Origin of the sequence: Prolixibacter bellariivorans ATCC BAA-1284, from assembly GCF_000621705.1 — a bacterium.
Lineage (GTDB): Bacteria > Bacteroidota > Bacteroidia > Bacteroidales > Prolixibacteraceae > Prolixibacter > Prolixibacter bellariivorans.
The window spans coordinates 409157-432570 of sequence record NZ_KK211332.1 but is presented as its reverse complement, the minus strand read 5'-3'; the positions used below and the strand labels follow the sequence as shown (position 1 = coordinate 432570).

The window sequence follows — 23414 nt, the reverse complement described above, 5'->3', positions numbered from 1 at the left end:
ACGTTACACGAACGATGAAACATATAACCTACGTCCTGGCACTGTTGCTGATGGTGGCATCCGGTGTGCAGGCGCAGGAAATAAAAGCACGTGCCACGCTCGACCGTGATACCATTTTGCTTGGCGACCAGATTCAATTGAACCTGGAGCTGGAACAAAATATCGGTCCGAAGATTCAGTTTCCGCAAATTCCCGATAGCATTGGTAAATCGATCGAAGTGCTGGAACGCACCCCGATCGATACCATAAAGATGGGGGACAGGCGAATCATGCTGCGTCAAGACTTTTTGATCACCGCGTTTGACAGCGGTCCGCACCCGATTCCACCGGTTTGGTTCAAGCTGAAATACGATCAGTTGACCGATTCCGTTCACACGAATAGTTTGAGTCTGTTTGTGCAGGTTCCGAAAGTGGATTTAAAAAAGGGGCCAGCTGATATTAAAAAGCCGTTCGATGCACCGGTGACGCTGAAGGAAATTGCGCCCTGGCTGTTTGGTGGCATCTTAATTGCGGCCATTATCTTCCTGCTGATCTATGCGATTCGCCGGAGGAGAAAGAAACTGCCGTTGTTCCAAAAGCCACCCAAACCGAAGGAGCCGCCTTATCGCGTTGCTTTGCGTAAGCTCGATCAGATTAAAGAGGAGAAACTCTGGCAGCACGAGCACGTGAAGGAATATTACAGCCGCATCACCGATACCTTGCGGGAATACCTGGAAGGGCGGTATGAAGTGACGGCTATGGAGAAAACCACCGATGAAATTATGGCTGCCTTGAAGTACGATGCCGTTAAGTTGGATGAGAAGTCGTACAAGCAGTTGAAGGAAATTCTGGAGCTGTCCGATCTGGTGAAGTTCGCCAAACTCATTCCGGTGGAAGACGATAACCAGATGACGTTGGCCAATGCTTACTTCTTTGTCAACCAGACGAAAATTGAAGAAAAGTTGCCGGAGGAAGAGGAGAAAGAGAATGATGAAGATAACGGCGATGAGGAAGTAACCATCGATTTGTCGGATAAAAAGGGAAGAAGAAAATCATGAGTCAGATAACATACGCACATCCCGCATTTTTTTACCTGTTTCTGCTATTCATACCCATGATTGCTTGGTACGTATGGCAGCAGAAAAAATCGCGGGCAAGCATACAGATATCGACACTGAGAGGTTTTGATGCGGCACCCAGAACATGGAAGCATTACCTGCGCCATCTGCTTTTTGTTTTGCAATTAGGCGTGTTATCGTTGCTGATTATGGCGTTGGCCCGGCCGCAATCATCTTCCAGTTGGGAGAATGCTACTACCGAGGGAATCGATATCATTATTGCGCTGGATATTTCCAGTTCGATGCTGGCCCGTGACTTTCAGCCCGACCGGTTGGACGCGGCCAAAAATGTGGCAATTCAATTTATTTCCGGCCGGCCTTACGACCGGATTGGTCTGGTGGTTTTTGCCGGCGAGAGTTTTACGCAGTGTCCGTTGACAACCGATCATGCGGTTCTGATTAATCTTTTCAAGGATATCCATACCGGAATGATTGAAGACGGAACGGCTATCGGAGAAGGCCTTGCCACAGCGGTCTCGCGGTTGAAGGACAGCAAAGCCAAAAGCAAAGTAGTTATTCTGCTGACGGACGGAGAGAACAACCGCGGTGAAATCGCACCGGTTACCGCAGCTGAAATTGCCAAAACATTTGGTATCAGGGTCTATACCATTGGTGTGGGAACCATCGGAACGGCACCTTATCCCGTTCAAACACCTTTTGGCACGCAGATGAGGCAGATGCAGGTGAAAATTGACGAGCCGATGCTGAAGCAAATCGCTTCGATTACCGGAGGTGAGTACTTCCGGGCGACCGATAATGCGACGTTGAAATCGATTTATCAGCACATCGATAAGCTGGAGAAATCGAAAATTGACGTGAAGCAGTTCAGCAAGAAAACGGAAGAATACGAGCGGTTCGCAATTCCGGCCATGTTGCTGGCGCTGTTGCTGGTATTCCTGAAGAACACGATTTTCCGGAATATCCCGTAAGGAAAAGGTTGAGAGGAAAAAGGGCATAGCCCGGTGGTGAAGAATTATTAGTCAGAAATTAAAAGGAAAAATGGAATCATTTAGGTTCGCAAATCCCGAATATTTATATCTCTTGTTGGTGATACCGGCATTTGCCATCATCTTTTGGTTTGCCCGAAGGGGACGACGAAAAGCTATACGCAAATTTGGAAATCCGGAACTGCTGGCAGGCCTGATGCCTAGTGTATCGAATGGCCGTCCAATAGTGAAATTCTGGATTTGGATGTTGGCACTGGCGTTTATTATCGTTGGAGTAGCAAGGCCGCAGTTTGGCTCGAAGCTGAAAACTGTGAAACGGAAAGGAATCGAAATTATGATTGCCCTGGATGTTTCGAATAGTATGTTGGCGCAGGATATCAAACCCGATAGGTTGGACCGCGCGAAAAGAGCGATTGCCAAACTGACCGATCGACTCAATCAGGACAAAATTGGATTGATTGTTTTCGCCGGACAGGCATATATTCAGCTGCCCATTACCACCGATTATGCGTCGGCTAAACTGTTTTTGAGTTCGGTAAATACCAATATGGTTCCGGTACAGGGAACAGCTATTGGAGCAGCTATCAACCTGGCGGCCCGTTCGTTCTCTCCAAACTTTGAAGGAAATAAAACCATCATCGTTATCACCGACGGAGAAAACCATGAAGACGATGCGGTTGGGGCTGCTAAGGCGGCAAAGGAAAAAGGAATTACCGTTAATACCATTGGCATGGGACTTCCCGAAGGAGCGCCAATTCCGGTTACATTACCCAATGGGCAACAAGGTTACCGGAAAGACCGTCAGGGAAACACCATCATCACAAAGTTGGACGAGAAGATGCTGACCGAAATTGCCAATGCCGGCGGCGGCACCTACATTCGCGCAAACAATGCACAGGTTGGTCTGAATACGCTTTTCGATGAGCTGAACAAGATGCAAAAAACGGAAATCGAGTCACGGGTTTATTCCGATTACAACGATCAATATGGTTACTTTTTGGCCATGGCTCTGGCATTGATTTTGCTGGATTTCCTAGTGCTCGACCGGAAAAATAAGTGGTTGAGGAATTACAGTTTGTTTAAATAAAGAGAAGGATTTAGATACAATGAACATGAAAACATTCATGTCTGAAAACAAGATGCAGATGAGGCAAATCATTCTCATAACCATGATATTATTCCTGGCAGTTCCGGTATTTGCACAAAAAGAGCGCAAATTTATCCGGGAAGGTAACAGGGATTTCGCCAAAGGACTCGAGGATACCACCAGTCTCGATACGGTCAGTTTTAGCAAAGCGGAAGTGGCTTATCGCAGGGCACTGCAGGAAAAACCAGACAATTTTCAATGGAAGTTCAACCTGGCCGATGCGTTGTACAAACAAGCCAAGCCGGCGAAGGCAGCTGAGGAATTCGAGCAGTTGACCAAGGAGACTGACAACGCGAAGGATAAGGCGAAGGTCTATCATAACCTGGGGAATTCGTTGCTGGCGCAGAAGAAGATTGACGAAAGTATCGATGCGTACAAAAAGTCGTTGCGCTTGAATCCAAACGATATGGAAACCAAGTATAATCTTGCGTACGCCGAGAAGATGAAACAACAGCAAAAGAACAAGAAGAAGAATAAACAGAACCAGCAGGATAAGAACAACAAAGACAAGAATAAAAACAAACAGGATAAGAATAAACAAAACAAGGATCAGAACAAGAACAATAAAAACAAACAGAATCAGGACCAGAAGAAAAATCAAGATCAGAATAAACAGAATCAAAACAAGCAAAACCAGAAGAACCAAAACCAGCAGCAGCAACAGCAACCTCAGCAAAACAAAATTTCGAAACAGAATGCCGAGCAGATGTTGCAAGCCCTGCAAAATGATGAGAAAAAAACACAGGAAAAAGTGCGCAAGCTGAAGGCGAAAAAGGCGCAGCAATATAAGATTGAAAAGGATTGGTAACGGTTATTTTTTGGTAACCGGAGGCCCTCCGGAAAAATTCCGGGGTTTTGCTAATTTTGAGGCATGTTGACGATGCAATACAAATTAATCACGAAATATACAGGCATACAGATGATGAAGAAAAAGACCCTGTTTCTTCTCTTGTTTACACTCTTTGCCGGCTTAACGGCCCGTGCCGACGATGTTCGGTTTAACATGTCGGCGCCGAATGCGGTTGAGTTGGGAAGTCAGTTCCGGCTCTCTTTCGTTTTAAATACCGAAGGGGAGAACCTGAAGCTTCCGGAATTGAATGACTTCGATGTACTGATGGGCCCTTCTACTTCCAACAGTACCTCCATTCAAATGATCAACGGGAAAACCACCCGCTCGGTCACCTTTTCCTACACCTATATTTTACAGGCAAAAAAAGAGGGGAAGTTTACCATTCAACCGGCAACTATCGAGGCTGACGGCAAGACGTACACTTCCAATTCCGTGACCATTCAGGTGGTGAAAGGTTCCTCAAAGCCTGCCGGTGGAGGCGTTGACAAGCCGGCAGCGACACCGGGGCATATCGACTCGAAGGATTTGTTTGTCAACGTGGACTTGAGCCGGAAATCGGTTTATAAAGGGGAACATCTTTTAGCGACCATAAAAATTTACTCAAGGGTGAACCTGAGTGGATTCGATGATATTGAACTTCCTAATTTCGAAGGATTCTGGTCACAGGATATCGATATCCCCCAACAGATTTCATTGCATAGGGAAGCCTACAAAGGAGAAATATACAATGTGGGAACGTTGAAGAAAACCATCCTTTTCCCGCAGCAAACCGGAAATATAACCATCAAACCGGTGAAAATTGTCGCGTTGGTACGTCAGCGTATCCAGCAGCCGCAAAGCATTTTCGACGATTTCTTCGACCAGTTTTCAACGGTGAAAGCTACTGTATTGAGCCAGCCGGTAACCGTGCATGTGAAATCGTTACCCAAGGCTCCGGCTAACTATTCCGGAGGAGTAGGGAACTTCAGTCTCGAGTCGTCCATCACGGCAACCGATGTAAAAGCCAACGATGCGGTAACGCTGAAACTGAAGATTTCCGGTAACGGAAACCTGAAATTGATTGATGCGCCAAAGGTTGATTTCCCGGCGGATTTTGATACATATGATCCAAAAAATACCAACGACTTTAAAGCAACCGAGAATGGTCTTGTGGGTAGCACATCGTTCGAATACCTGGTTATTCCGCGTCATGCCGGCGATTTCACCATTCCGGCCGTCAACTTTGTTTATTTCAATCCGGCAACAGGAAGATATGTGACGAAGACCACCAAGTCGTATGATTTGCATGTGGAAAAAGGAGCCGGTAACCAGTCGAACACGGTTGTCAGCAGCGGACTTTCCAAAGAAGATGTGAAATTCCTCGGAAAGGATATTCGTTACATTAAAACCGATAACAATCAGCTGTTCCAGCGAAACGATACCTTCTTTGGTTCGGTGAATTTCTACCTGATTTATCTTGGAGGAGCGTTCCTCGTACTCATATTCTATCTCTTTAACATGAAGCGCATCCGCGAGAATGCCAATCTGGCCCGGGTGAAAAACCGGAAAGCCAGCAAGGTAGCGATGAAGCACCTGAAAGTGGCCCGCGGTGTTCTGAAGCAAAACGATGCCGAGAAGTTTTACGAAGCGGTAACCCGTGCGTTCTGGGGCTATCTAAGCGATAAGCTGACCATTCCGGTAGCCGACTTGAATAAAGAGCGCGCCGCAGAAGCCTTGCTGGAGCGAAGTGTTTCGCAGGAGTTGGTCGATCGGTTTATCGAAACGCTCGACACGTGTGAGTTTGCACGCTTTGCACCGGGCGGAGGCACAACAACGGCTATGAATGAAATGTACGACAAGGCTGTGGAGGTGATGAGCCGCATGGAAAAAGAGATTAAGTAACGATGAAACAGAATCAACAGAACAGGGATTCGATGAGACAAAAAGTATTATACGTCATAGGAATGTTGGCGCTGGTGTTGATTTCCGGTACCACTTTCGCTCAAAAAGCAGAACTGGATTCGATTACCCGGGCCGATACCTTGTACGCAAAAGGGCATTACCAACAGGCTGCCAGCGTTTATTCGGGTATTCTGAAGCGGGGATATGAATCAGCAGACCTCTATTTCAATTTGGGGAATGCTTATTACAAGTCGGGTCAAATTACCAAAGCTATTATCAATTATGAGCGGGCCCGCTTGCTGGCTCCCAACGACGAGGATATCAAGTACAACCTGAATCTCGCGCAGGCTCATGTGGTCGATAATATTGTGCCGTTACCCGAATTTTTCCTGACCAAATGGTGGCACAGCGTTATTAATACGCATTCGGCAGATGAATGGGGGACACAGAGCATGATCGCCTTTTTCCTCTTTCTCATCATCTTTGCTCTGTTTCTTTTTGCGCAAACGGTGCGTCGGAAGAAACTGGCATTCTGGGTTTCCATTTTGGCGCTTACCTGGTCGGGATTCACTTTTTCGTTTGCTTCAAGCCAGAAGAGTAAGCTGACGCACCGGAACACAGCCATCATTACGGCTCCGACCGTTACCGTGAAAGGTTCGCCCAGTGAAACCGGAACCGAGTTGTTTATTATTCACGAAGGACTGAAAGTGAAACTCACCGACAGTCTTGGTACCTGGAAGGAGATTCAGCTGGCCGATGGCAACAAAGGCTGGGTGCAGGACTCGACGATGGTACGGATTTAAGTATCTTATCAAATAATATTTCGCAGCGGAGGTAAGTAACTTTACCTCCGCTTTTCGTATATCCCTTTTCGATTGTTATTTTTGCAGTTCGAAAATGAATAGCGATGGTGGAAATTTATCCTGCGGGATTTGAATCAAAAATAGGTTTCGATAAAATACGCGACTTGCTGAGTCAGCGGTGCCTGAGTACGCTCGGGAAGGAAATTGCTGCGCAGTTTAGCTTCTCGTCCAACTACGAGGCCATTGTCCGTCAGCTCGACGAGACGGTGGAATTCATGCAGATTATCGGCGAGGAAACCAATTTCCCCACAGGATACTACCTCGATGTTCGTCCTGCACTGCAGAAAATCAAGGTGACCGGAACATTTCTCGAAGTCCACGAGTTGTTCGACCTGAAACGCTCGCTGGAAACCATCCGTGCCATCGTTAATTTTTTCCGTTCCCGGGAAGAAGAGGAATTTCCGCGGCTGCGTGATGTGGTCCGTGATGTACAGCTTTTTCCGTTTGTGTACGACCGCATCGACCAAATCATCAGCAAGCACGGAACGATAAAAGATAATGCGTCGCCGGAACTGGCGCACATTCGCCGCGAGATCTTTTCCCGGCAGGCCAGCGTGTCCAAAATCATGCAGAGTATTCTGCGTAAAGCACAGAAAGAGGGCCTGGTGGAAAAAGATGTGTCCACTTCCATTCGTGACGGCCGCACGGTGATTCCCATTGCTGCCGGAAACAAACGGAAGCTGAAAGGGATTGTGCACGATGAATCGGCTACCGGACGAACGGCTTATGTGGAGCCGGAAGAAGTGGTGGAAGTGAACAACCGCATTCGCGAACTGGAATCGGCCGAGAAGCGGGAAATCGTGAAAATACTGATTCACTTTACCGACGAAATCCGTCCGTATGCTGAAGATTTAGCATTTTCGTACGGCATTTTAGCCGAACTCGATTTCATTCGGGCGAAAGCCTTGTGGGCCATCGAAAGTGAATCGGTGAAGCCTAAAATGACCGACAAACAGGAACTGGAGTGGTTCAAGGCCCGTCACCCGTTGCTCGAGCGCAACCTGAAAGCGGAAAACCGGAAAGTTGTTCCGCTGGATATCACCCTGACGGAACAGAACCGCATTCTGCTGATTTCTGGCCCTAATGCCGGAGGTAAATCAGTCTGCCTGAAAACGGTAGGATTAGTGCAGTACATGTTGCAGTGTGGCTTGCCTGTACCGCTTAGTCCGGACAGCCGTTCGGGTATTTTCGAGCGCATGTTCATCGATATTGGCGACGACCAGTCGCTGGAGAACGACCTGAGTACCTACAGCTCGCATCTCACGAACATGAAGTTCTTTTCGAAGAACTGCACGCCCAAAACAATGGTGCTCATCGATGAGTTTGGAACCGGAACCGAGCCTATGCTGGGTGGCTCCATTGCCGAGGCAGTACTTAATCGCATCAACCAATTGGGAACCTACGGTGTCATCACCACGCACTATACCAACCTGAAGCACTTTGCCAGTTCGGCCGAGGGCATCGAGAACGGGGCGATGTTATATGACTCGCACCGGATGGAACCGCTTTTCCGGTTGCAGATTGGCAAACCGGGAAGTTCCTTCGCTTTCGAGATTGCCCGTAAAATCGGTCTGCCGGAAGATATCCTGAAAGAAGCCAGTGATAAAATCGGGCAGGAGCACATCGATTTCGACAAGCACTTGCGCGATATTGTCCGCGACAAGCGGTACTGGGAAAGCAAGCGTCAGCGTATCCGGAAGGTGGAACGCAATCTTGACGATATGGCCGGCAAGTACGAGTCCGACCTGGAAGAGACCGAACGGATGCGGAAAGAGATTCTGGCCAAAGCCAAACGCGAAGCCGAAGAGTTACTGTCCGGTACCAACCGCATGATTGAACGGACCATCCGCGAGATTAAAGAAGCGAACGCCGAAAAAGAACATACCCGGAAAGTGCGCCGCGAACTGGAAGATTTCCGCGACGAGGTGGACCGGAAAGCTACGGAAGACGAGGAAAAGATAGCCCGGAAGATGGAGAAGCTGCGGCAGAAGGAGCAGAAGCGCCGGGAAAAATTGCCACGAAAAGAACCGGAGAAGAAGAGTACCAAGCCCGCCAAACCGAAAACGCCTGTGTTGGAAGTAGGGGCGAAAGTGCGGCTGAAAGGTCAACAGACCGCCGGTGAGGTGCTCGAAATTAACGGGAAAAACATTGTCGTAGCCTTAGGCTCGTTGCGGTCAACTGTAAAAGCGGACAAGCTGGAAGTAGTGTCGAACAGCCAGTTGAAGAAGACGGAAGTACAAAAAAATAAAACCATTGCCCGGATCAACGATGCCATTGCCGACCGGAAAATGACCTTCAAACCGGAAGTTGACGTGCGGGGAATGCGTGCCGAGGAAGCGCTGCAGAAAATTCAGGAATTCGTCGATGAAGCCATTATGGTGGAAGCGGCCGAGCTGCGTATCCTGCACGGAAAAGGTACCGGTGTCCTGCGCGAACTCATCCGCAACTACCTTCGCACCGAACCGATGGTGCGGCACTACCGTGATGAACATGTACAGAACGGTGGTTCCGGCATAACCGTGGTAGAGCTGGCGTAACGAAGGTTAATCGTTCACCCGCTTCTCTTTCACAATCTTTCGTACATCTTTTAGCAACAGTGGAAAGGCCGGTGTGAGCATCATGTGTCCATAGCCCTGCATTTCGTATAGCTGGGTGTTTTTGTGTCCCACCACTTTCATCATGCGCATCAGGTAGGCATTCTCCTCGTAGCGTCCCAGCATTTCCATATGGCGGTCGCCGGTAATGAGGAGCAATGGCGGTGCATCTTTGCGCACCCAGTAAAGCGGCGCCAGGCTGTCGACGACCGGTTGAGTTCCGGGAATGCCCCGCTCGGCCCGGATAGTAAAGTGAGTGATGGTATGTCCGCTGAAGGGAATCAACCCGGCGATGCGATTGGCATCAATGTCCCATTTCTTCAGGTAGTTTTTGTCCAATCCAACCATCAGGGTGAGGTAACCACCAGCCGAGTGCCCCGAGACGAATATCAGCGTCGAATCGCCGCCAAATTGCTCCATGTGATGGAACGCCCAGGCCACAGCAGCTGCCGCATCGTCGATGCAATGCTCCGCTTTGATGTGAGGCGATAGCCGGTATCCTACGCCAATCACCGCCATTCCTTGTTCTTTCAATGCTTCCGGAATCTCTTTGTGTCCGCCCGTTAAACCACCGCCGTGAAACCAGACAATGGTCGGGAAATGCTTTACATTCTTCGGGTAATACAGGTCCAGTACACATTGCTGCCGGAGGTAATCGTCGGCTTTATTCAGCGAATCGCTGTAATACGGAATGTTGGTTTGGGTAACGTACTCGGTCTTTTGCGCGAATGCCGATGCCACCCAAAGCACCAGGGCGAGCAGCAGATAAGTTTTCTTCATGGGATGTTTTGTTTGATTACGATTAGGTGTTTTGCTTCGTGAGGTGTAAATATACGAATCATCTGCTTGTCGGGAGAGACGAAATATAGCGAGGAGTACGTAACTGCTGTGTATAACCTCTCCGAGGTAATAATATTGAGGCTGGAGCGTTTTTCAGCTACAATACTAAATCTCCTACGGAGAAAGTATCGCGACGTTTCCGAGGTTCCAAACTTCAGAATATGTACAGCGTACTTCCCCGGAAGTACTTCCGCGTAGCGGATAAAGTATTGTAGCAATTGGCATCCCCGATCCTGCATTTTCCGCGTAGCGGATACACAAAACGATCTCAGGTATCAGCAATTAAAAAAATACAGCCACACCCAATATCAGTAGAGCGACTGAAATGCTAAAACCAATCTTCATGAACTTCCAGGCTTCGCGGTATTTCCGTGTATAGCCGTTTTCTTTGTAGCCGTTGGCCATCACTAGCGTAAATACCCCCCAGAAGAAAAGGAGATACATCAGTTTTTGCGTCGTTCTCAAAGGGATGTCTTCTTTTTTCATCGTTAGGTTTTAAAAGATATCTTATGTCTCTTCTATTTAATTCGGTACCCAACTTTAAAGCCAGGAATTATGTTTGAAAAGGCAGTTTCCTCAACGTTTCTCATGAGCAGAGAGTAACGTAAATTGAGGTCTATCGTAATTTTCTTCCCGATGGTTCTTCTAAACCCCCATCCCGCATATATTCCGGAAATAGCGTCATGTAGTCCATCGCTGTTAACCGTTTGTAGTTTGATTCCGGGTGTCACAACCTCTGCTCCGGCGAAAAAGTAACCAGCACTATTATTAATTGTTTTTCTTCCTTTTTCCTGTCGTTTTAACAACCGGTAGTACCAGCGGTAGTTGATCTCTGCCGTTGGCAGAAATTCAAAATATTCTACATGGGAAGTTGAAGGATAGAGGGAGTTATCGTAGGAATAAAAATCTCCATAGGCGAGAGAAATATTAAATCCGGCACGATAACTCCAGGTGGTTACAGGAGAAAGTCGAAACTCTTGTTCAAATGATGGATAAATAGCATTTATTTTTGTCATCTTTTTTTCAACGCCTTCCGTCGGTTCTTGTGCCACTGCGGTTATTACAAATAAACAAGCAATAAGGGTTAGTGAGAGAGCTTTCATAAAAATTGAATGATTTATTTTTTTCGTCATGGTTATTCTTTATCATCTACCGGCGAATTCTATCCGTCTTCAAGTTAGAGCTTCAAACTTTCAATGTTCTTTTTTGTGCTGTGTTGAATAATTTCGCTTTTCTCAGCCTGGTAATCTGCCTCGGTAATCGGCTCTATCGATTTGAATTTTCCTTTTTTATCAAGAAAAACTTTTCCATAACGGGGCAGCGATATTGAAGAGTTAGCAATGGCGGGATCGATAAGTGGTGTTGCTTCAATGACGAATCGCTGTTGACCATAGATGTAGGGAATCCACCAAAACTTAGAATAGACGACTCCGTCCAGCAAAGCAACACATCCCGGAATTCTTTCAATCGTATTATCGATGGCCTGATCGATTCTGATGGTATGGGTAGGAACAAAAACGATAATACTCGCTTTATCTTCACCGGATGTCCTTTCCGATGATTTCTTTAAAGAGGATAATTTATCGAGTTCTATGTTTTTAGTCGATACAATCGTAAAATCAAATAGTCGTTGTGAGCAGCTGGTAAAGATGATGCTCAATAGTGTCAGGATAATTAGTTTCTTCATTTGATTCAAGTTTTATTGAGACAATGTTTGATGGTATGGTGTCGTGCGGGATTTATACCAGAAATCCTGTCATATTACAAAATGTAATAGGCTGCTGTTATTATTCCTTATAGTATTTCCTTAACAATCCATCGACTATAACTGCAGTCAGTCTTTTTTCCGGTTTTGTATATTTGCTGATATGTTCTGAAAATAGAATTAAGGAGTCTTTTAAATTTGTGTCGTTTATTTCAGGTGCTATTCTTTCTTTTGAATCTATTAACCCTGATATTTTATATAATTCACCATGTACAAAGTTTTGGATATGATCAAGTTGATACCCCATCCAAATAAATTTTTTATTTGATAGTTTACCCCAATATGCAGATGATTCCCTGTTTTTTACAATTATAATTTTAGGCTTAATAATATCTTCAATTATATGTTGGGTAATTTTTAGTTGGTCAACTAAAAATCGAATTCCTTCGGTATGCTTTAAGATTTCATTTTTTAGTTTTTTCTGCTCTTTTTCTCTAAAATAAAATGTATCCAAATATGCAGACCTGTTACTCAAATCAATATTTTTCTCATCGTCTATTACTATTTTTTTTATTGGTCCCCAGTAATTATTCCATTTTTTCTCTTTTAAAGTAACTTGAAAGTCAAATCCAAAAGAGTTTAAATCATCGTTGTCTATAAAAGAGGGATTAATACCCGTTATTAAGATATCCTTTTCAGTATCATTAATCGAGTAAACAAATCCACGCTCTTTAATGAAACTTGGGAGCTGATTGATATATTCTCGTGTCCAAATGGTACTTAACTGTTCTCTTATATTCATTTCAATTCTTTAATTTTTGGCTGCTTTTTTCACTTGCTCATAATGGTGAATGTATGGTGCATAGTGGATTGCGGGCTTCAAGCTATCATGTTACCACCCTAAAAAGATGCGGGTGGTAACACTTGAAAACTGCTTAACTCAATATGCACTATACACATTGCTGTAGGGCGTTAATCTAATCTCTCCATTACAATTCCTTTTTTATCTTGTTCCTCATCAATTGTGGTTAAGTTCCCTTTCTCATCAATTTGGCAGAAAACCTTTTTCCCATCTGAGAATCTTAATGCACTTAATTGAATTACGTCATCAGAAGACACTGTCATAGCATAAACTTCATACTCCCCCGTGTTGAGCAATTTACTATATGAATGGTCAGAAAAAGATACCTTGTACAGGTCTGTACCAGTAGCGATATAATAATATAAATCTGAATTTACGATAATTGCACCTTGTTCAATTGGAGGCAAGTCAATTAATCTAACCGTATTGGAAGATTCAAATAGCTCAAAACTTTTTATCCTATTAAAGTAAGTGTCAATAAAAACTACAGATTTATTTGTCCTGAGTAGATAACTTCCTTGATATTGAGTTCTAAAAAAACTGCCAACTGCATCATCTTCATCCGATGAACTTGATGTCCATACGGTATCTATTGACACATTCCCATTGTCAATATTTAATGAGTTTATCAAAGGCTTATAACCGTTAGACCAAGTGTATGTTGTAAAATAAATTTTTCCATTATTCCCAATCCAAAATTCCTTATTGTCTCTACCTGAAATATTAACCTCAAAGATACCTCCATCTGTCTTTTTTACCCTTAAATTGGATGTGGCATTACTATGAGTAATGCCACTACTCTCTCCATATTTATAAATGCAATTTCCTTGACTTTCAATTCCAAAACAATCAGCCTTCTGACCTGTTGGTAAATATTCTGATTTAACAATAGCTTCGGGATTAGATATATCAACTTTAAATACCATACCTGAATGATTGGAATAATAGAAATTACCAAAATTATCTAATTGAAATGGTTTATCTCCAAGTAATGAAGTACAATCGATATCATTATCATCACCCCCAAAATCAAAAATAGCACCATCACTTTTACGCACGAGCAAAGTATTATATGACTGTTTATTTCCCATACTATCCCATACAGAGAAAGAACCTGTTAAAATTAAAAAGTCTGAATTTACATTTAGAATACTTTTTACTGATACTTCTGTTTTTCCTTCATCAATATCCGAATCATTGGGGTTAATGAATTTCACCTCCTCAAATGAACCGTCAAGGGTGATTTTATAAAGAGGTCCTGATGAGCTTGTTGATTTATTATATGACTCTAATACAATTAAACTCTTAGCATTTGCTATATCCAAAACTGGCACTTCCTTCTCATTGGTATCGCGTTTTTCACAACCAAATATTATCAAACTGATGGTTAAAATGACTAAAAAATGCTTCTTCATACGATTTATTTTACTAATTATTAACTGTGTTTTATTATTTCTATGCTGCGTTAGTTAATTGTAATGCCTTACAACTAATTTATATGTGTACTAAAAGTGTCTTATATCTCTAATAGGAGAGTTATATGAGCTCTTTTGGATTTTATATTTTGGGAGCATCAAACGAATTTTTCATAGTTTGGTCAGTTTCCATTTTATTAGGTTATTTCAGCCTTCCAAAGTAGAAAATTTCCCTCAAAACCCCATCCGTCACTTCTTAAACGCGCCCCATTTCACCCCTCCCAATTTTCCGTTCGCATACCAGATCCGGTCGTTCATCAAAAAGTTTGATACGTTCGTCAAAAAAATGGGGATAAAAAGTTTTTTCAATTTATATTCAGTATACGGTTTTCGAGAGACAGATTTTAGCCGGATATATGTGAAGAAAGATGTTGGGAGTGATGAACCGTCGTGGCGTTCATTGACCAAATGTACCCTCGGTGTCACTGCATCGCGGAAAAATCCCTGTAAATAAACGAAGCATTTGTACAGTATGTTCCTGCACCCTGCATGAAGTGCCTGCAGCGGTACAGGCAGTCCGTGCACGTTGAACGAAGACCTCGTATCTGTACAGGTTGCTCGTGCAGGCTGAACGGAGGGCTCATATTTGTACAGGATAATGCTGCACCCTGCATGAAGAGCCCGTAGCGGTACAGGCAGTCCGTGCACGTTGCACGGAGACCTCGTATCTGTACAGGTTGCTCGTGCAAGCTGTACGGAGGACTCATATTTGTACAGGATAATGCTGCACCCTGCATGAAGAGCCCGTAGCGGTACAGGCAGTCCGTGCACGTTGCACGAAGACCTCATATCTGTACAGGACGTTCGTGCAAGCCGCGCGAGGCCGTTATTTCCGGCGAAACATGTCATCCCGGGGTGAAGCGAGTACTACGCGAGGCAAAACATTCACCGTGAATAAGAAAACCACTTAACTAACTCATAAAAACATCTGCTTATGGAAAATTTCGTATTTCGTTACCTCAGCCAGGACGTTGTGTACAATGTCACCCGTCGTTTCCTGGAACTCTTGAAAGCTGCCAATTCCGAAACCCTCGTTTTGACAGCCGTTATTACTCCCCTCGAGACCGTATTTCTCGATTTTGAATCGGCATACAAGAAAGAGCGGAAAAGTGAATACACCGCTAAGTTAGCGGCGGGCGACGAGGTGCGCGACCGGGCCTACCTGGCGTTGCGTCATTACCTGGTGGCCTGCTCGTATGCCAGTTTGGAGGGCTATCCTGCTGCTGCGGATACGCTGTTGAGTATTTTCAAACGACTGGGCTGGTCGATGCAGCTTGCCGGTTACCAGACCGAATCGTCGCGTTTAGGGAATCTGATAGCCGAACTGCAAACGGACGAAAACGCCGCTCTGCTGACTACCGTTGAGGCAACGCTCTGGCTGGAGCGTCTGATGACCGCTGCGGATGCTTTCGAGGCTATCTACCAGCAAAAGCTAACTGCCGAAGCAGCTGATACGACCACGTCGGCCTACCGGTTGCGGAAGGCCTTGCAGAATCAAATCGAGATGAGCCTGTCGTGGCTGGAAGTGCAGCAGCAGTTCAATAAATCGGATGAGTTATCCATCCTCATCGGACAGGTGAACGAGTTAATCGCGAATACCATGGCCACGGCCCGGGCCAATGCCACCCGGAAGTCGTCGGTGGAAGAAGAATAGCCATATTTTATTGTTGGGCATTTTTTTGATTTGAGGTTATACATAAATTTGGATTGAGTCGCCGGGCAGTTGTCCGGCGGCTTTTTTTTGTCTTGCCCCCTGTCAGTGGTCGAAGACTCTGACAGGGGTTTTACTGATGATATTAACCTGGCAGCGTTGGTAGACCTGTTATCATGCTAGCATTCATTGGCTGGATTTTATCTACTCACCCCATCCGAATTGCATTCGGATTGCCCCTCTCTACGAGTAAAGAGGGGCGGGGCCGCGGTGCATTCAGCGGTCGTAATTCCATGGTTTTGGCGGTTGGATTTTTTGTTTTGAAATCAGAAAGTTGTGATTTTGCAGCGACGCGGGCCCTTCTCTAACATAGAGAAGGGTCGGGATGAGTAGCTCCTGGTATGTAAATAATGGGGAATACCTATCCTGACAGGTTTCCAAAACTTGTCAGGATTGCTTTGTGTCGAAGAAATTCTCCACCCATACTGTACAATTAACATATATTCATTAATTTGTAGCCAGTTTTTCGGACACCGAACACTGAACTAGTAACTTAACCTATTAAATGTAAACTATGGAAAATAATGCGAAGAAGGGCGTCAGCCGCAGGCGCTTTCTGGGGACAACCGCTGCCGGAATGGCTGGACTGGCCGTGCTTCCGGGACTTTCCTCCTGTAAAGAAAAACCAGCTGCAACAGACAAAGTCATCCGCATGGGCTTCATTGGTATGGGCCGTCAGTCCATGTTTCTGCTCAACGGATTCCTGCAAATTCCGGGTACACAAGTAGTGGCCGGTTGTGATGTATATGGAAGAAAACGCAAACGTTTCGAGCAACGTGTGACCGATTTTTATGCAAAAGCCGGTCAGAAAGCGGAAGTAAATACGTATGAAAAATATGAAGACCTGTTGGGTCGCGACGATATTGATGCCGTAGTGATTGCTGTACCCGATCATGCACACGCCATGATTGCTGTGGCTGCTTGTAAAGCCGGCAAGGATGTGTATCTGGAAAAACCGATGACCTTTACCATCAAGGAAGGACAGGTTTTGTGTCAGGCTGTTCGCGACAATAACCGCATACTGGGTATTGGTAGCCAGCAACGCTCCGATCCCAACTTCCAGCATGCTGTTGAACTGGTACAGTCGGGCAAGCTGGGTAAAATCGAGAAAATAAATGCCTATGTAGGTGCACCGCCTACTCCCTATAACCTTCCTGAGCAGCCGGTTCCGGATGATTTGAACTGGGATCGTTGGTTAGGCCCGTTGCCCGGAGATATTCATTTCAATAATGAACTCGATCCGCCTATTTCGCTCAATCCGCCGCAGGATGAGCAGTTCTGGGGTGCCTGGCGCTGGTACAAGGAAATGGGCGGTGGATTCACGACCGACTGGGGCGCTCACATGTTCGATATTGCCCAGTGGGGCTTAGGCATGGATGGTAGTGGACCTATCGAGATTTCGCCTATCGGTGATGGAACTGAGTATATGACATTCAAATATGCCAACGGAACCGTGATGACTTCCGAGCCTTTCGATGAGAAGCTGACGAAGGGAGTGAAGTTCTGGGGCGAGACCGGCTGGATTGAAGTAGCCCGTGGTTATTTCAATGCGTCGGACGAGAAATTCATGCCTGCGGAAACAGCTAAGGACGATGGTCCGTACGAAACCAAGATTCCGCACCAGGTGAATTTCATCGAAGCCGTTCGCGAAAGGAAAGACCCGGTTGTTCCGGTAGAAATAGGACACAGTAGTGCTACTGTTTGTAACCTGGGTAACATTGCCTGCGACCTGCAACGTACCATCAAATGGGATCCGGATACGGAAACATTTGTGGATGACGAAGACGGTGCCGCTACCGCGAAGCTAAGTTATGAATACCGCGCACCCTGGAAACTGATTTGATTTCCCATAAGTTAAGTTTAGTTATATCAGACAGGTTCTTCAAGCAATTGGGGAGCCTGTTTTTATTTAAGATAAGAGAGACGAGATATTAGACTCCAGACTATGTAGATGGGAAATTTCACATTAAGTGAAATATTGTTGAGGAAGAAATCGGCCTGTAAGGCCAGATTATTTCAGCCCGGTGGCAGCGCCAGTGGTAGCGCGGATCTTTAATTCCCAATATTAGATTCCTTATTCTCTATTTTGGATTTATAAGCTGAAAAATTGCAGTGTCACAAGCCCTCTCTATGTTAGAGAGGGTTGGGTGAGTAGATTCTTGAGTGATGGATAAAGTGTAGGAAAAAGGCGGTTGCGATAGAAAGAGGATTGAAAATCAAAGGTTCTTTCGACCGCAACGGAATATGGCCTTCTGTTCGATGATTTCTTTTCTAATGTCTGGCATCTAATCTCTTTCTTCTATTGTCTGGCGTCTTGTGATGGCTAAGGTCTCGTGTTTTTCTTCCACTAAACAGAATGATCGCATTCACCGCGAAAGCGGAAATGATGATCCAATTGCCAATCATCCGGTCACCATACAAACTGTAGACTTTGCCGGCTAGAGCCAGAATACTTCCGGCTGCCATGGCTGCAGTGCTTCTTATCTCGCTGGTGCGGAACCCGAGTAACCCGGCGGCCGTCGGGACAATGAATGCACCGGAAAATACTGCCAGCGCAATCAGCAATACCTGGATGATGGACGTAACTTCCAGCGCCAGCAAAATGCTGAGTCCGCCCAGACCGAGAATAATCAGGCGGGTATTGAGCAACGAATTTTTCGTATCGAGTCCTTTGGAAATCGGGTCACTGATAATAATGGATGCTGTCAGTAATGTGGTATCGGCCGAGGACATGACTGCGGAAAGCAAAGCGGCCATCATCAGTCCGATGCCCCATTCGGGCATCACGTGAATAATGACCGGAATTAACGCCGAGCCTGTATGGTAATCCAAATCGGGATACTGGTAACTGGCAAAAACGCCCAGGAAGGCTATCAGGAAAGCGAACGGAATCAGAATGATTGCTGAAAGTCTGACACTTTTTCGGGCTGTTTCTTCACTATTGGCACAAAACAATCGCGAATAGATATCCGGTCCCACCACAAACGTGGTCGAGTAGGAGAGCAACAACACCAACAAGTCAAGCACGTCGAAATGCTGGTTGAACGGAAAACCGAGTGGCGTCATTTTTACTGGTGATACCGGAAAGTGGAAAAAGATGTATATGGCTGAGATCAGAACGCCGGTGAGGATAAAGAACGCCTGAAACTGATCGGTTTTCAGGATGGAAACCTGTCCGCCGATGAGGGTGTAGAACACGAAAACCAGTCCGGCCCCCATGACGCCGTAGCCGTAATCGAGCCCAAAAAAGCTGTTCATGATTTTGGCTGCACCGATGATTTGTGCCGCGACGATGCCTATCCACGCCAGTGGAATAATAATGGAAGCGAGCGTTTTGGCTTTGGGCCCGTAAAAATCGCCGACCAGTTGCGGTAGTGTATATTTCCCAAAACGGCTGACATATTTGGCCAATGGTATCAAAACAATGAATCCGGCAGCCGCCGAAAGCATGAGCCACGAAGCTGCCCATCCCTGTGTGTATGCCAGGTTAACGGTTCCCAAAATCGCCGAACTCCCCAGAATAGTGGCCAGCAGTGAACCGGTTACCTGCCACAAACTGCCACGTTTTCCGGCAACGAAAAAGTCACCCGTAGTTTTGATTTTCCGGGAGGAACGAATGCCCACCCAAATCATGATGACGAGATACAGTACCAGGAAAACGTATTTAATCATGCAGCCGGACGTTTTGGTGTGGTGCAAAAATCGGACAAAATATCGTTCTGCCCAAATGGATTGCTTTGCAGGCTACTTTCAGGAAGCATGTCCGGTTGCTTCATCTGTTTCACCTTCTTCCCGGAAGGGTGGACGAAATACCCATACGATTCCCCACAGCGATGCAAAAGCGGTGATGAGGTAAAACATAAAACTGAGGGCAATGGAAAGGTCGCCGGCCAGTCCTAGTTGTTGCGAGCCATACAGGAAAACCAGTTCGCGTGCTCCGGCTCCGCCAATGGTAATGGGCAGTGCTGCTGCCACCGACGAAAGGAAAAAGAGAAACAGGTAATCGACGAGGTGAGCTTGCTGATGGAAAGCGATCAGTATAAACAAAGCTGAAAGCAGTTGCGACAGTTGCAGTGCCAGTGACCAACCCGTAAGTGGCAGATGAATCCTCAGAAACAGTGGAAAGAATAGCTTCAGTAAAAGCAGAAATCCTCCGTATACCAAGAAGTATCCTAGCCAGGCCCATTGTCCGTAGGGAATTTGAATGGCCGAAAAGAAATAGAGCGTGATGGTGATAAGTCCAATGGCAACCAATCCGGAAACCCGATCGATGACCACAGCACCAAAATTCTTTTTCAGTCCGTTTTGCCGGAACTTGTTCACTAGGTAAATCTTGTAGCCATCTCCGCCAATTCCTCCCGGAAGGAACAAATTGTAGAACATCCCCATCCAGTAAAGCTTCAGGTTGAGCCACCACGACAGGTGTGCCCCGCTTTCGCGGAAAAGGAGGTTGAGCCGGAAGGCCGCCAATACTTTCGACAGTACAAAAAACAGCAAAGCCAGCAACAGGTATCCCGGCGCCGATTGCCCGAAAATGTGCATTACTTCCCGGAAGGAAATTTTGGAAAGCACCCAGGCAATGGCTCCTGCCGAAATGACCAGCTTCAGCAGGTTAAGTCCGATTTTTTTAATTCGCTTCTTCTCCACCGGTTACGCGCCTTACTTTATAGGGAGCTTTGTGTTGTGATTCGTAATAGGTGCGCATCTGGTAATCGAGCAGCAGTCCGAGCGTGATGATTTGGAATCCGATAAACAGCAGAATGATTCCGAGCAACAGCAATGGGCGTCCCCAGATATCTTCACCCATCAGTTTCAGAATGAAAAAGTAGAAGAGGATGGCACCTCCGGCAAGTCCGGTAAGGATACCAAAAGTTCCGAAAAAGTGCATCGGTTTCTGCATGTACTTGCGGAAGAAGAGCATCAGAATAAGGTCGCTGAGTACCCGAAACGTGCGCGACAAACCGTATTTCGATTCTCCGTGGATACGCGCGTGGTGCTTCACATTCACCTGTTCGATTTTGGCTCCCTCGTAATGGGCCAGCACGGAGATGAAACGGTGCAGCTCACCGTACAATGGAATGCTTTTGGCCATATCAGCGCGGAAAACTTTCAAAGCGCAACCATTGTCTTTGATGTCGACTTTCGTTACCCGTCGAATAAGCCAGTTGGCCAGTTTCGACGGAAGTTTTCGAAGAATGAAACCATCTTTTCGTTTTTCGCGGATACCGGCCACCAAATCGAAATCACCTTTCTTAGCCCTCTCCACCATCATGGGAATATCGGACGGATCGTTCTGCAAATCGCCGTCCATTGTCACAATGAAATCGCCGGTTGCGTAGTCGATACCGGCTTTCAAAGCCGGACATTGTCCGAAGTTCTTTTTTAGTTCGACCAGCTTCAGGTGCGGATTATCCAGTGATTTGATGACCTGGACCGTGTTGTCAGTCGAGCCATCGTCAACATAGACAATCTCGAATGGGTAATCGGTTAATGCGGTAGATATTTGTTCAACCAGTGGCCGGATATTATCCTCCTCGTTAAAAACGGTGACCACCACTGAAATCTTTTCCATGGACTGTGTTTCTGATTTGAGGCAAAATTAGGATTTTTGATGATGTGGTCTAAATTTATGGACAGGTAAAATAAAAATGGGGTTTACCCGTCTTTTGATTTTCGGATTGTACCTAATCTCATGAAGGAGAGACAAACATATTTATTTAGAACAAATATTAATAGAGAAGTAGAGTCGTTTGTTTGAATTTTATTTGAGTGTGTAATTTTCTTGAAATTAGGTTTTTATGTTGTGATGTTGGCAGGTGATTTGTACATTGTACAAGAAGGAAATTTGAAATTAACATTCATTAACAAACAAGGGTAATTGACAGTTAAAAAAAATATATATATTTGTAGAACCCTGTAGAAAGAGAAGTGGTCGTCTGTTTCTTGCAGGGGGGATTTGAGGTTAAATAATTTTTGTTGGTGGAAAATTAAGGGCGGTAGATTTACCGCCCTTTTTCTTTGTCTTTAGTTTACATTCCAATGTTTTTTAGATTAAAAAAAAAAAGGCCCTAAATAAAGGGCCTTGGACGATTTTCAGGAAATTTCGATTTAGTAGTTATCGTTTTCCTCTTCAAAGTAAGATTTCGGATGTAAACAGGCGGGACAACGTTCCAGCGCTTTCTCTCCTTCGTGCACATAACCGCAGTTTCGGCATTTCCAACGAACCTTTTTCTCTTTTTTAAAGACTGAATCGTTTTCCAGATTTTCGAGCAATTTCAGATAGCGTTTTTCGTGTTCGGCTTCTACTTCCGCAATTTTCCGGAAGGCAATTGCTACAGCCTTAAATCCCTCTTCTTCCGCTATTTTTGCAAATTCAGGATACAAATCGGTCCACTCTTCATTTTCACCTTCGGCGGCAGCCAGGAGGTTTTCGGCGGTCGTGCCTTCTACTCCGGCAGGGTATGACGCAGTGATTTCGACCATCCCTCCCTCAAGAAAACGGAAAAACCGTTTGGCATGTGCAATTTCGTTCATTGCCGTCTCCTGAAAGATGGCGGCGATTTGCTCATAGCCTTCTTTCTTGGCGATTTTCGCATACATATCGTAGCGGTTTCGCGCTTGCGATTCTCCTGCAAAAGCTTTCAGCAGGTTCTGTTCAGTCTTCGAACCTTTGATACTTTTTTCCATGTGTAAATTGATTTTTGGTTTATTTTGGTATGACTAATCCTTCTCGAACATGTCTTTTGTGGCTCCGCAAAGCGGACAAACCCAATCATCCGGCAGATCTTCGAACGTTGTTCCTGGTGGAATGCCGGTAATCGGGTCACCCGTTTCGGGATCGTAGTTGTAGTGACAAATCTGGCAGGTCCAGGTTTCGTTCTCGGAGGAAGCTTTTTCTGCTGGTTGTTCTGTTTTTTCTTCTTCGAGCTTTTCTTTCTCAATATAGGTTGGAGCATTCTTCGGTGACAAACCTTTCCTTACTTCGTGGTAATAAGCATAGGTCAACGGATTAGCATCTTCATCAATTACGTCGAAATCGAGCACCTCTCCAATAAAGAGAATATGTGTACCGATTTCGTGCGTTTCTGTCACTTTACAATCAAACCAGGCCACCGAAGAATCAGTGACGATAGGGGCGCCACTTTTTGCCGTGATATAATTCACCGCTTCGAACTTATCAATGTCACGACCGCTTTTGTAACCAAAATTACCAATGAGCTCGGGCGAAGCATCTTCCCGTAAAACGGAGAAAGCAAAGATGCCGCTTTCGCGGATTAACTCAGCAGTAAGGTTATCGCGGTTACAACTGATGGCAAATCGTGCCGGTTTAGCCGTTACCTGGAATGCGGTATTGGCTACGTAGCCACCCAGTTTATCTCCTGATTTAGTAGAAATGAGGTATAGCCCGTAGCTTACCTTGAAGAATGCGTTGATGTTCATGG

The 23414-nt window shown here is 45.6% G+C and carries 20 protein-coding genes; 9 read left to right on the top strand and 11 right to left on the bottom strand.

The features are described from left to right. Window positions 1-14: 14 nt before the first annotated feature. The 7 genes from T426_RS24670 to T426_RS0121060 all read left to right on the top strand — a co-directional run bounded on the left by T426_RS24670 (window position 15) and on the right by T426_RS0121060 (window position 9322). Window positions 15-1037 carry a hypothetical protein gene (locus T426_RS24670; protein WP_051538618.1) on the top strand — a complete coding sequence of 341 codons (1023 nt, stop codon included), beginning with the start codon at window positions 15-17 and terminating at the stop codon, window positions 1035-1037. Then, window positions 1034-2026 (top strand): vWA domain-containing protein, encoded by a 993-nt coding sequence (locus T426_RS0121085; protein ID WP_199898485.1) that lies wholly within the window; start codon window positions 1034-1036, stop codon window positions 2024-2026. Before T426_RS24670 ends, T426_RS0121085 begins: the two co-directional genes overlap by 4 nt. 70 nt (window positions 2027-2096) lie before the next feature. Further along, complete coding sequence (locus T426_RS0121080) at window positions 2097-3131, top strand: vWA domain-containing protein (RefSeq protein ID WP_025863704.1); 1035 nt, start codon at window positions 2097-2099, stop codon at window positions 3129-3131. A gap of 58 nt (window positions 3132-3189) precedes the next feature. After that, entirely contained in the window at window positions 3190-3999 is an 810-nt protein-coding gene (locus tag T426_RS0121075; RefSeq protein ID WP_025863705.1) for a tetratricopeptide repeat protein, read from the top strand. 111 nt (window positions 4000-4110) lie between these two features. Continuing rightward, a complete protein-coding gene (locus T426_RS0121070; RefSeq protein WP_159103299.1) occupies window positions 4111-5922 on the top strand; it encodes a BatD family protein in 1812 nt (603 codons plus the stop codon). A 32-nt stretch (window positions 5923-5954) separates the two neighbouring features. Further along, the gene (locus T426_RS0121065; protein WP_025863707.1) at window positions 5955-6725 is read left to right on the top strand and encodes a tetratricopeptide repeat protein; all 771 of its coding nucleotides are present in this window, start codon (window positions 5955-5957) and stop codon (window positions 6723-6725) included. A 104-nt stretch (window positions 6726-6829) separates the two neighbouring features. Then, complete coding sequence (locus T426_RS0121060) at window positions 6830-9322, top strand: endonuclease MutS2 (RefSeq protein ID WP_027586248.1); 2493 nt, start codon at window positions 6830-6832, stop codon at window positions 9320-9322. Window positions 9323-9328: 6 nt separating this feature from the next. On the opposite strand, the gene T426_RS0121055 is transcribed toward T426_RS0121060, so the two are convergent. The 6 genes from T426_RS0121055 to T426_RS0121025 all read right to left on the bottom strand — a co-directional run bounded on the left by T426_RS0121055 (window position 9329) and on the right by T426_RS0121025 (window position 14201). Then, on the bottom strand, window positions 9329-10159 hold the full coding sequence (locus T426_RS0121055) for an alpha/beta hydrolase (protein ID WP_025863709.1): 831 nt from the start codon (window positions 10157-10159) through the stop codon (window positions 9329-9331). 342 nt (window positions 10160-10501) lie between these two features. After that, window positions 10502-10705 carry a hypothetical protein gene (locus T426_RS0121045; protein ID WP_025863711.1) on the bottom strand — a complete coding sequence of 68 codons (204 nt, stop codon included), beginning with the start codon at window positions 10703-10705 and terminating at the stop codon, window positions 10502-10504. Between the two features lie 32 nt (window positions 10706-10737). Beyond that, window positions 10738-11352 carry a hypothetical protein gene (locus tag T426_RS0121040; protein ID WP_027586247.1) on the bottom strand — a complete coding sequence of 205 codons (615 nt, stop codon included), beginning with the start codon at window positions 11350-11352 and terminating at the stop codon, window positions 10738-10740. A 44-nt stretch (window positions 11353-11396) separates the two neighbouring features. After that, window positions 11397-11906: a hypothetical protein gene (locus T426_RS0121035; RefSeq protein ID WP_025863713.1), complete on the bottom strand. Its 510-nt coding sequence runs from the start codon at window positions 11904-11906 to the stop codon at window positions 11397-11399. 100 nt (window positions 11907-12006) lie between these two features. After that, a complete protein-coding gene (locus T426_RS0121030; protein WP_025863714.1) occupies window positions 12007-12726 on the bottom strand; it encodes a hypothetical protein in 720 nt (239 codons plus the stop codon). A 170-nt stretch (window positions 12727-12896) separates the two neighbouring features. Continuing rightward, window positions 12897-14201, bottom strand: a complete 1305-nt coding sequence (locus T426_RS0121025) for a hypothetical protein (RefSeq protein WP_025863715.1) — start codon at window positions 14199-14201, stop codon at window positions 12897-12899. 994 nt (window positions 14202-15195) lie between these two features. Between T426_RS0121025 and T426_RS0121015 the strand changes: the two genes are divergently transcribed. Then, entirely contained in the window at window positions 15196-15915 is a 720-nt protein-coding gene (locus tag T426_RS0121015; RefSeq protein ID WP_025863717.1) for a DUF6261 family protein, read from the top strand. A 571-nt stretch (window positions 15916-16486) separates the two neighbouring features. Next, the gene (locus T426_RS0121010; RefSeq protein WP_025863718.1) at window positions 16487-17815 is read left to right on the top strand and encodes a Gfo/Idh/MocA family protein; all 1329 of its coding nucleotides are present in this window, start codon (window positions 16487-16489) and stop codon (window positions 17813-17815) included. 428 nt (window positions 17816-18243) lie between these two features. Here the strand turns inward: T426_RS0121010 and T426_RS0121005 are convergent, their stop codons facing one another. From T426_RS0121005 to T426_RS26265, 5 genes are all read right to left on the bottom strand, one after another. Continuing rightward, window positions 18244-19644 (bottom strand): sodium:solute symporter family protein, encoded by a 1401-nt coding sequence (locus tag T426_RS0121005; protein WP_025863719.1) that lies wholly within the window; start codon window positions 19642-19644, stop codon window positions 18244-18246. 78 nt (window positions 19645-19722) lie between these two features. Further along, window positions 19723-20619, bottom strand: coding sequence for a lysylphosphatidylglycerol synthase transmembrane domain-containing protein (locus tag T426_RS24660; RefSeq protein WP_025863720.1), 897 nt, complete (start codon window positions 20617-20619; stop codon window positions 19723-19725). Next, the gene (locus T426_RS0120995) at window positions 20600-21544 is read right to left on the bottom strand and encodes a glycosyltransferase family 2 protein (protein ID WP_025863721.1); all 945 of its coding nucleotides are present in this window, start codon (window positions 21542-21544) and stop codon (window positions 20600-20602) included. The genes T426_RS24660 and T426_RS0120995 overlap by 20 nt, the downstream gene beginning before the upstream one ends. 536 nt (window positions 21545-22080) lie before the next feature. Beyond that, entirely contained in the window at window positions 22081-22659 is a 579-nt protein-coding gene (gene rbr / locus T426_RS0120990; RefSeq protein ID WP_025863722.1) for a rubrerythrin, read from the bottom strand. Between the two features lie 33 nt (window positions 22660-22692). Further along, on the bottom strand, window positions 22693-23412 hold the full coding sequence (locus tag T426_RS26265; protein ID WP_025863723.1) for a flavin reductase: 720 nt from the start codon (window positions 23410-23412) through the stop codon (window positions 22693-22695). Window positions 23413-23414: the final 2 nt, after the last annotated feature.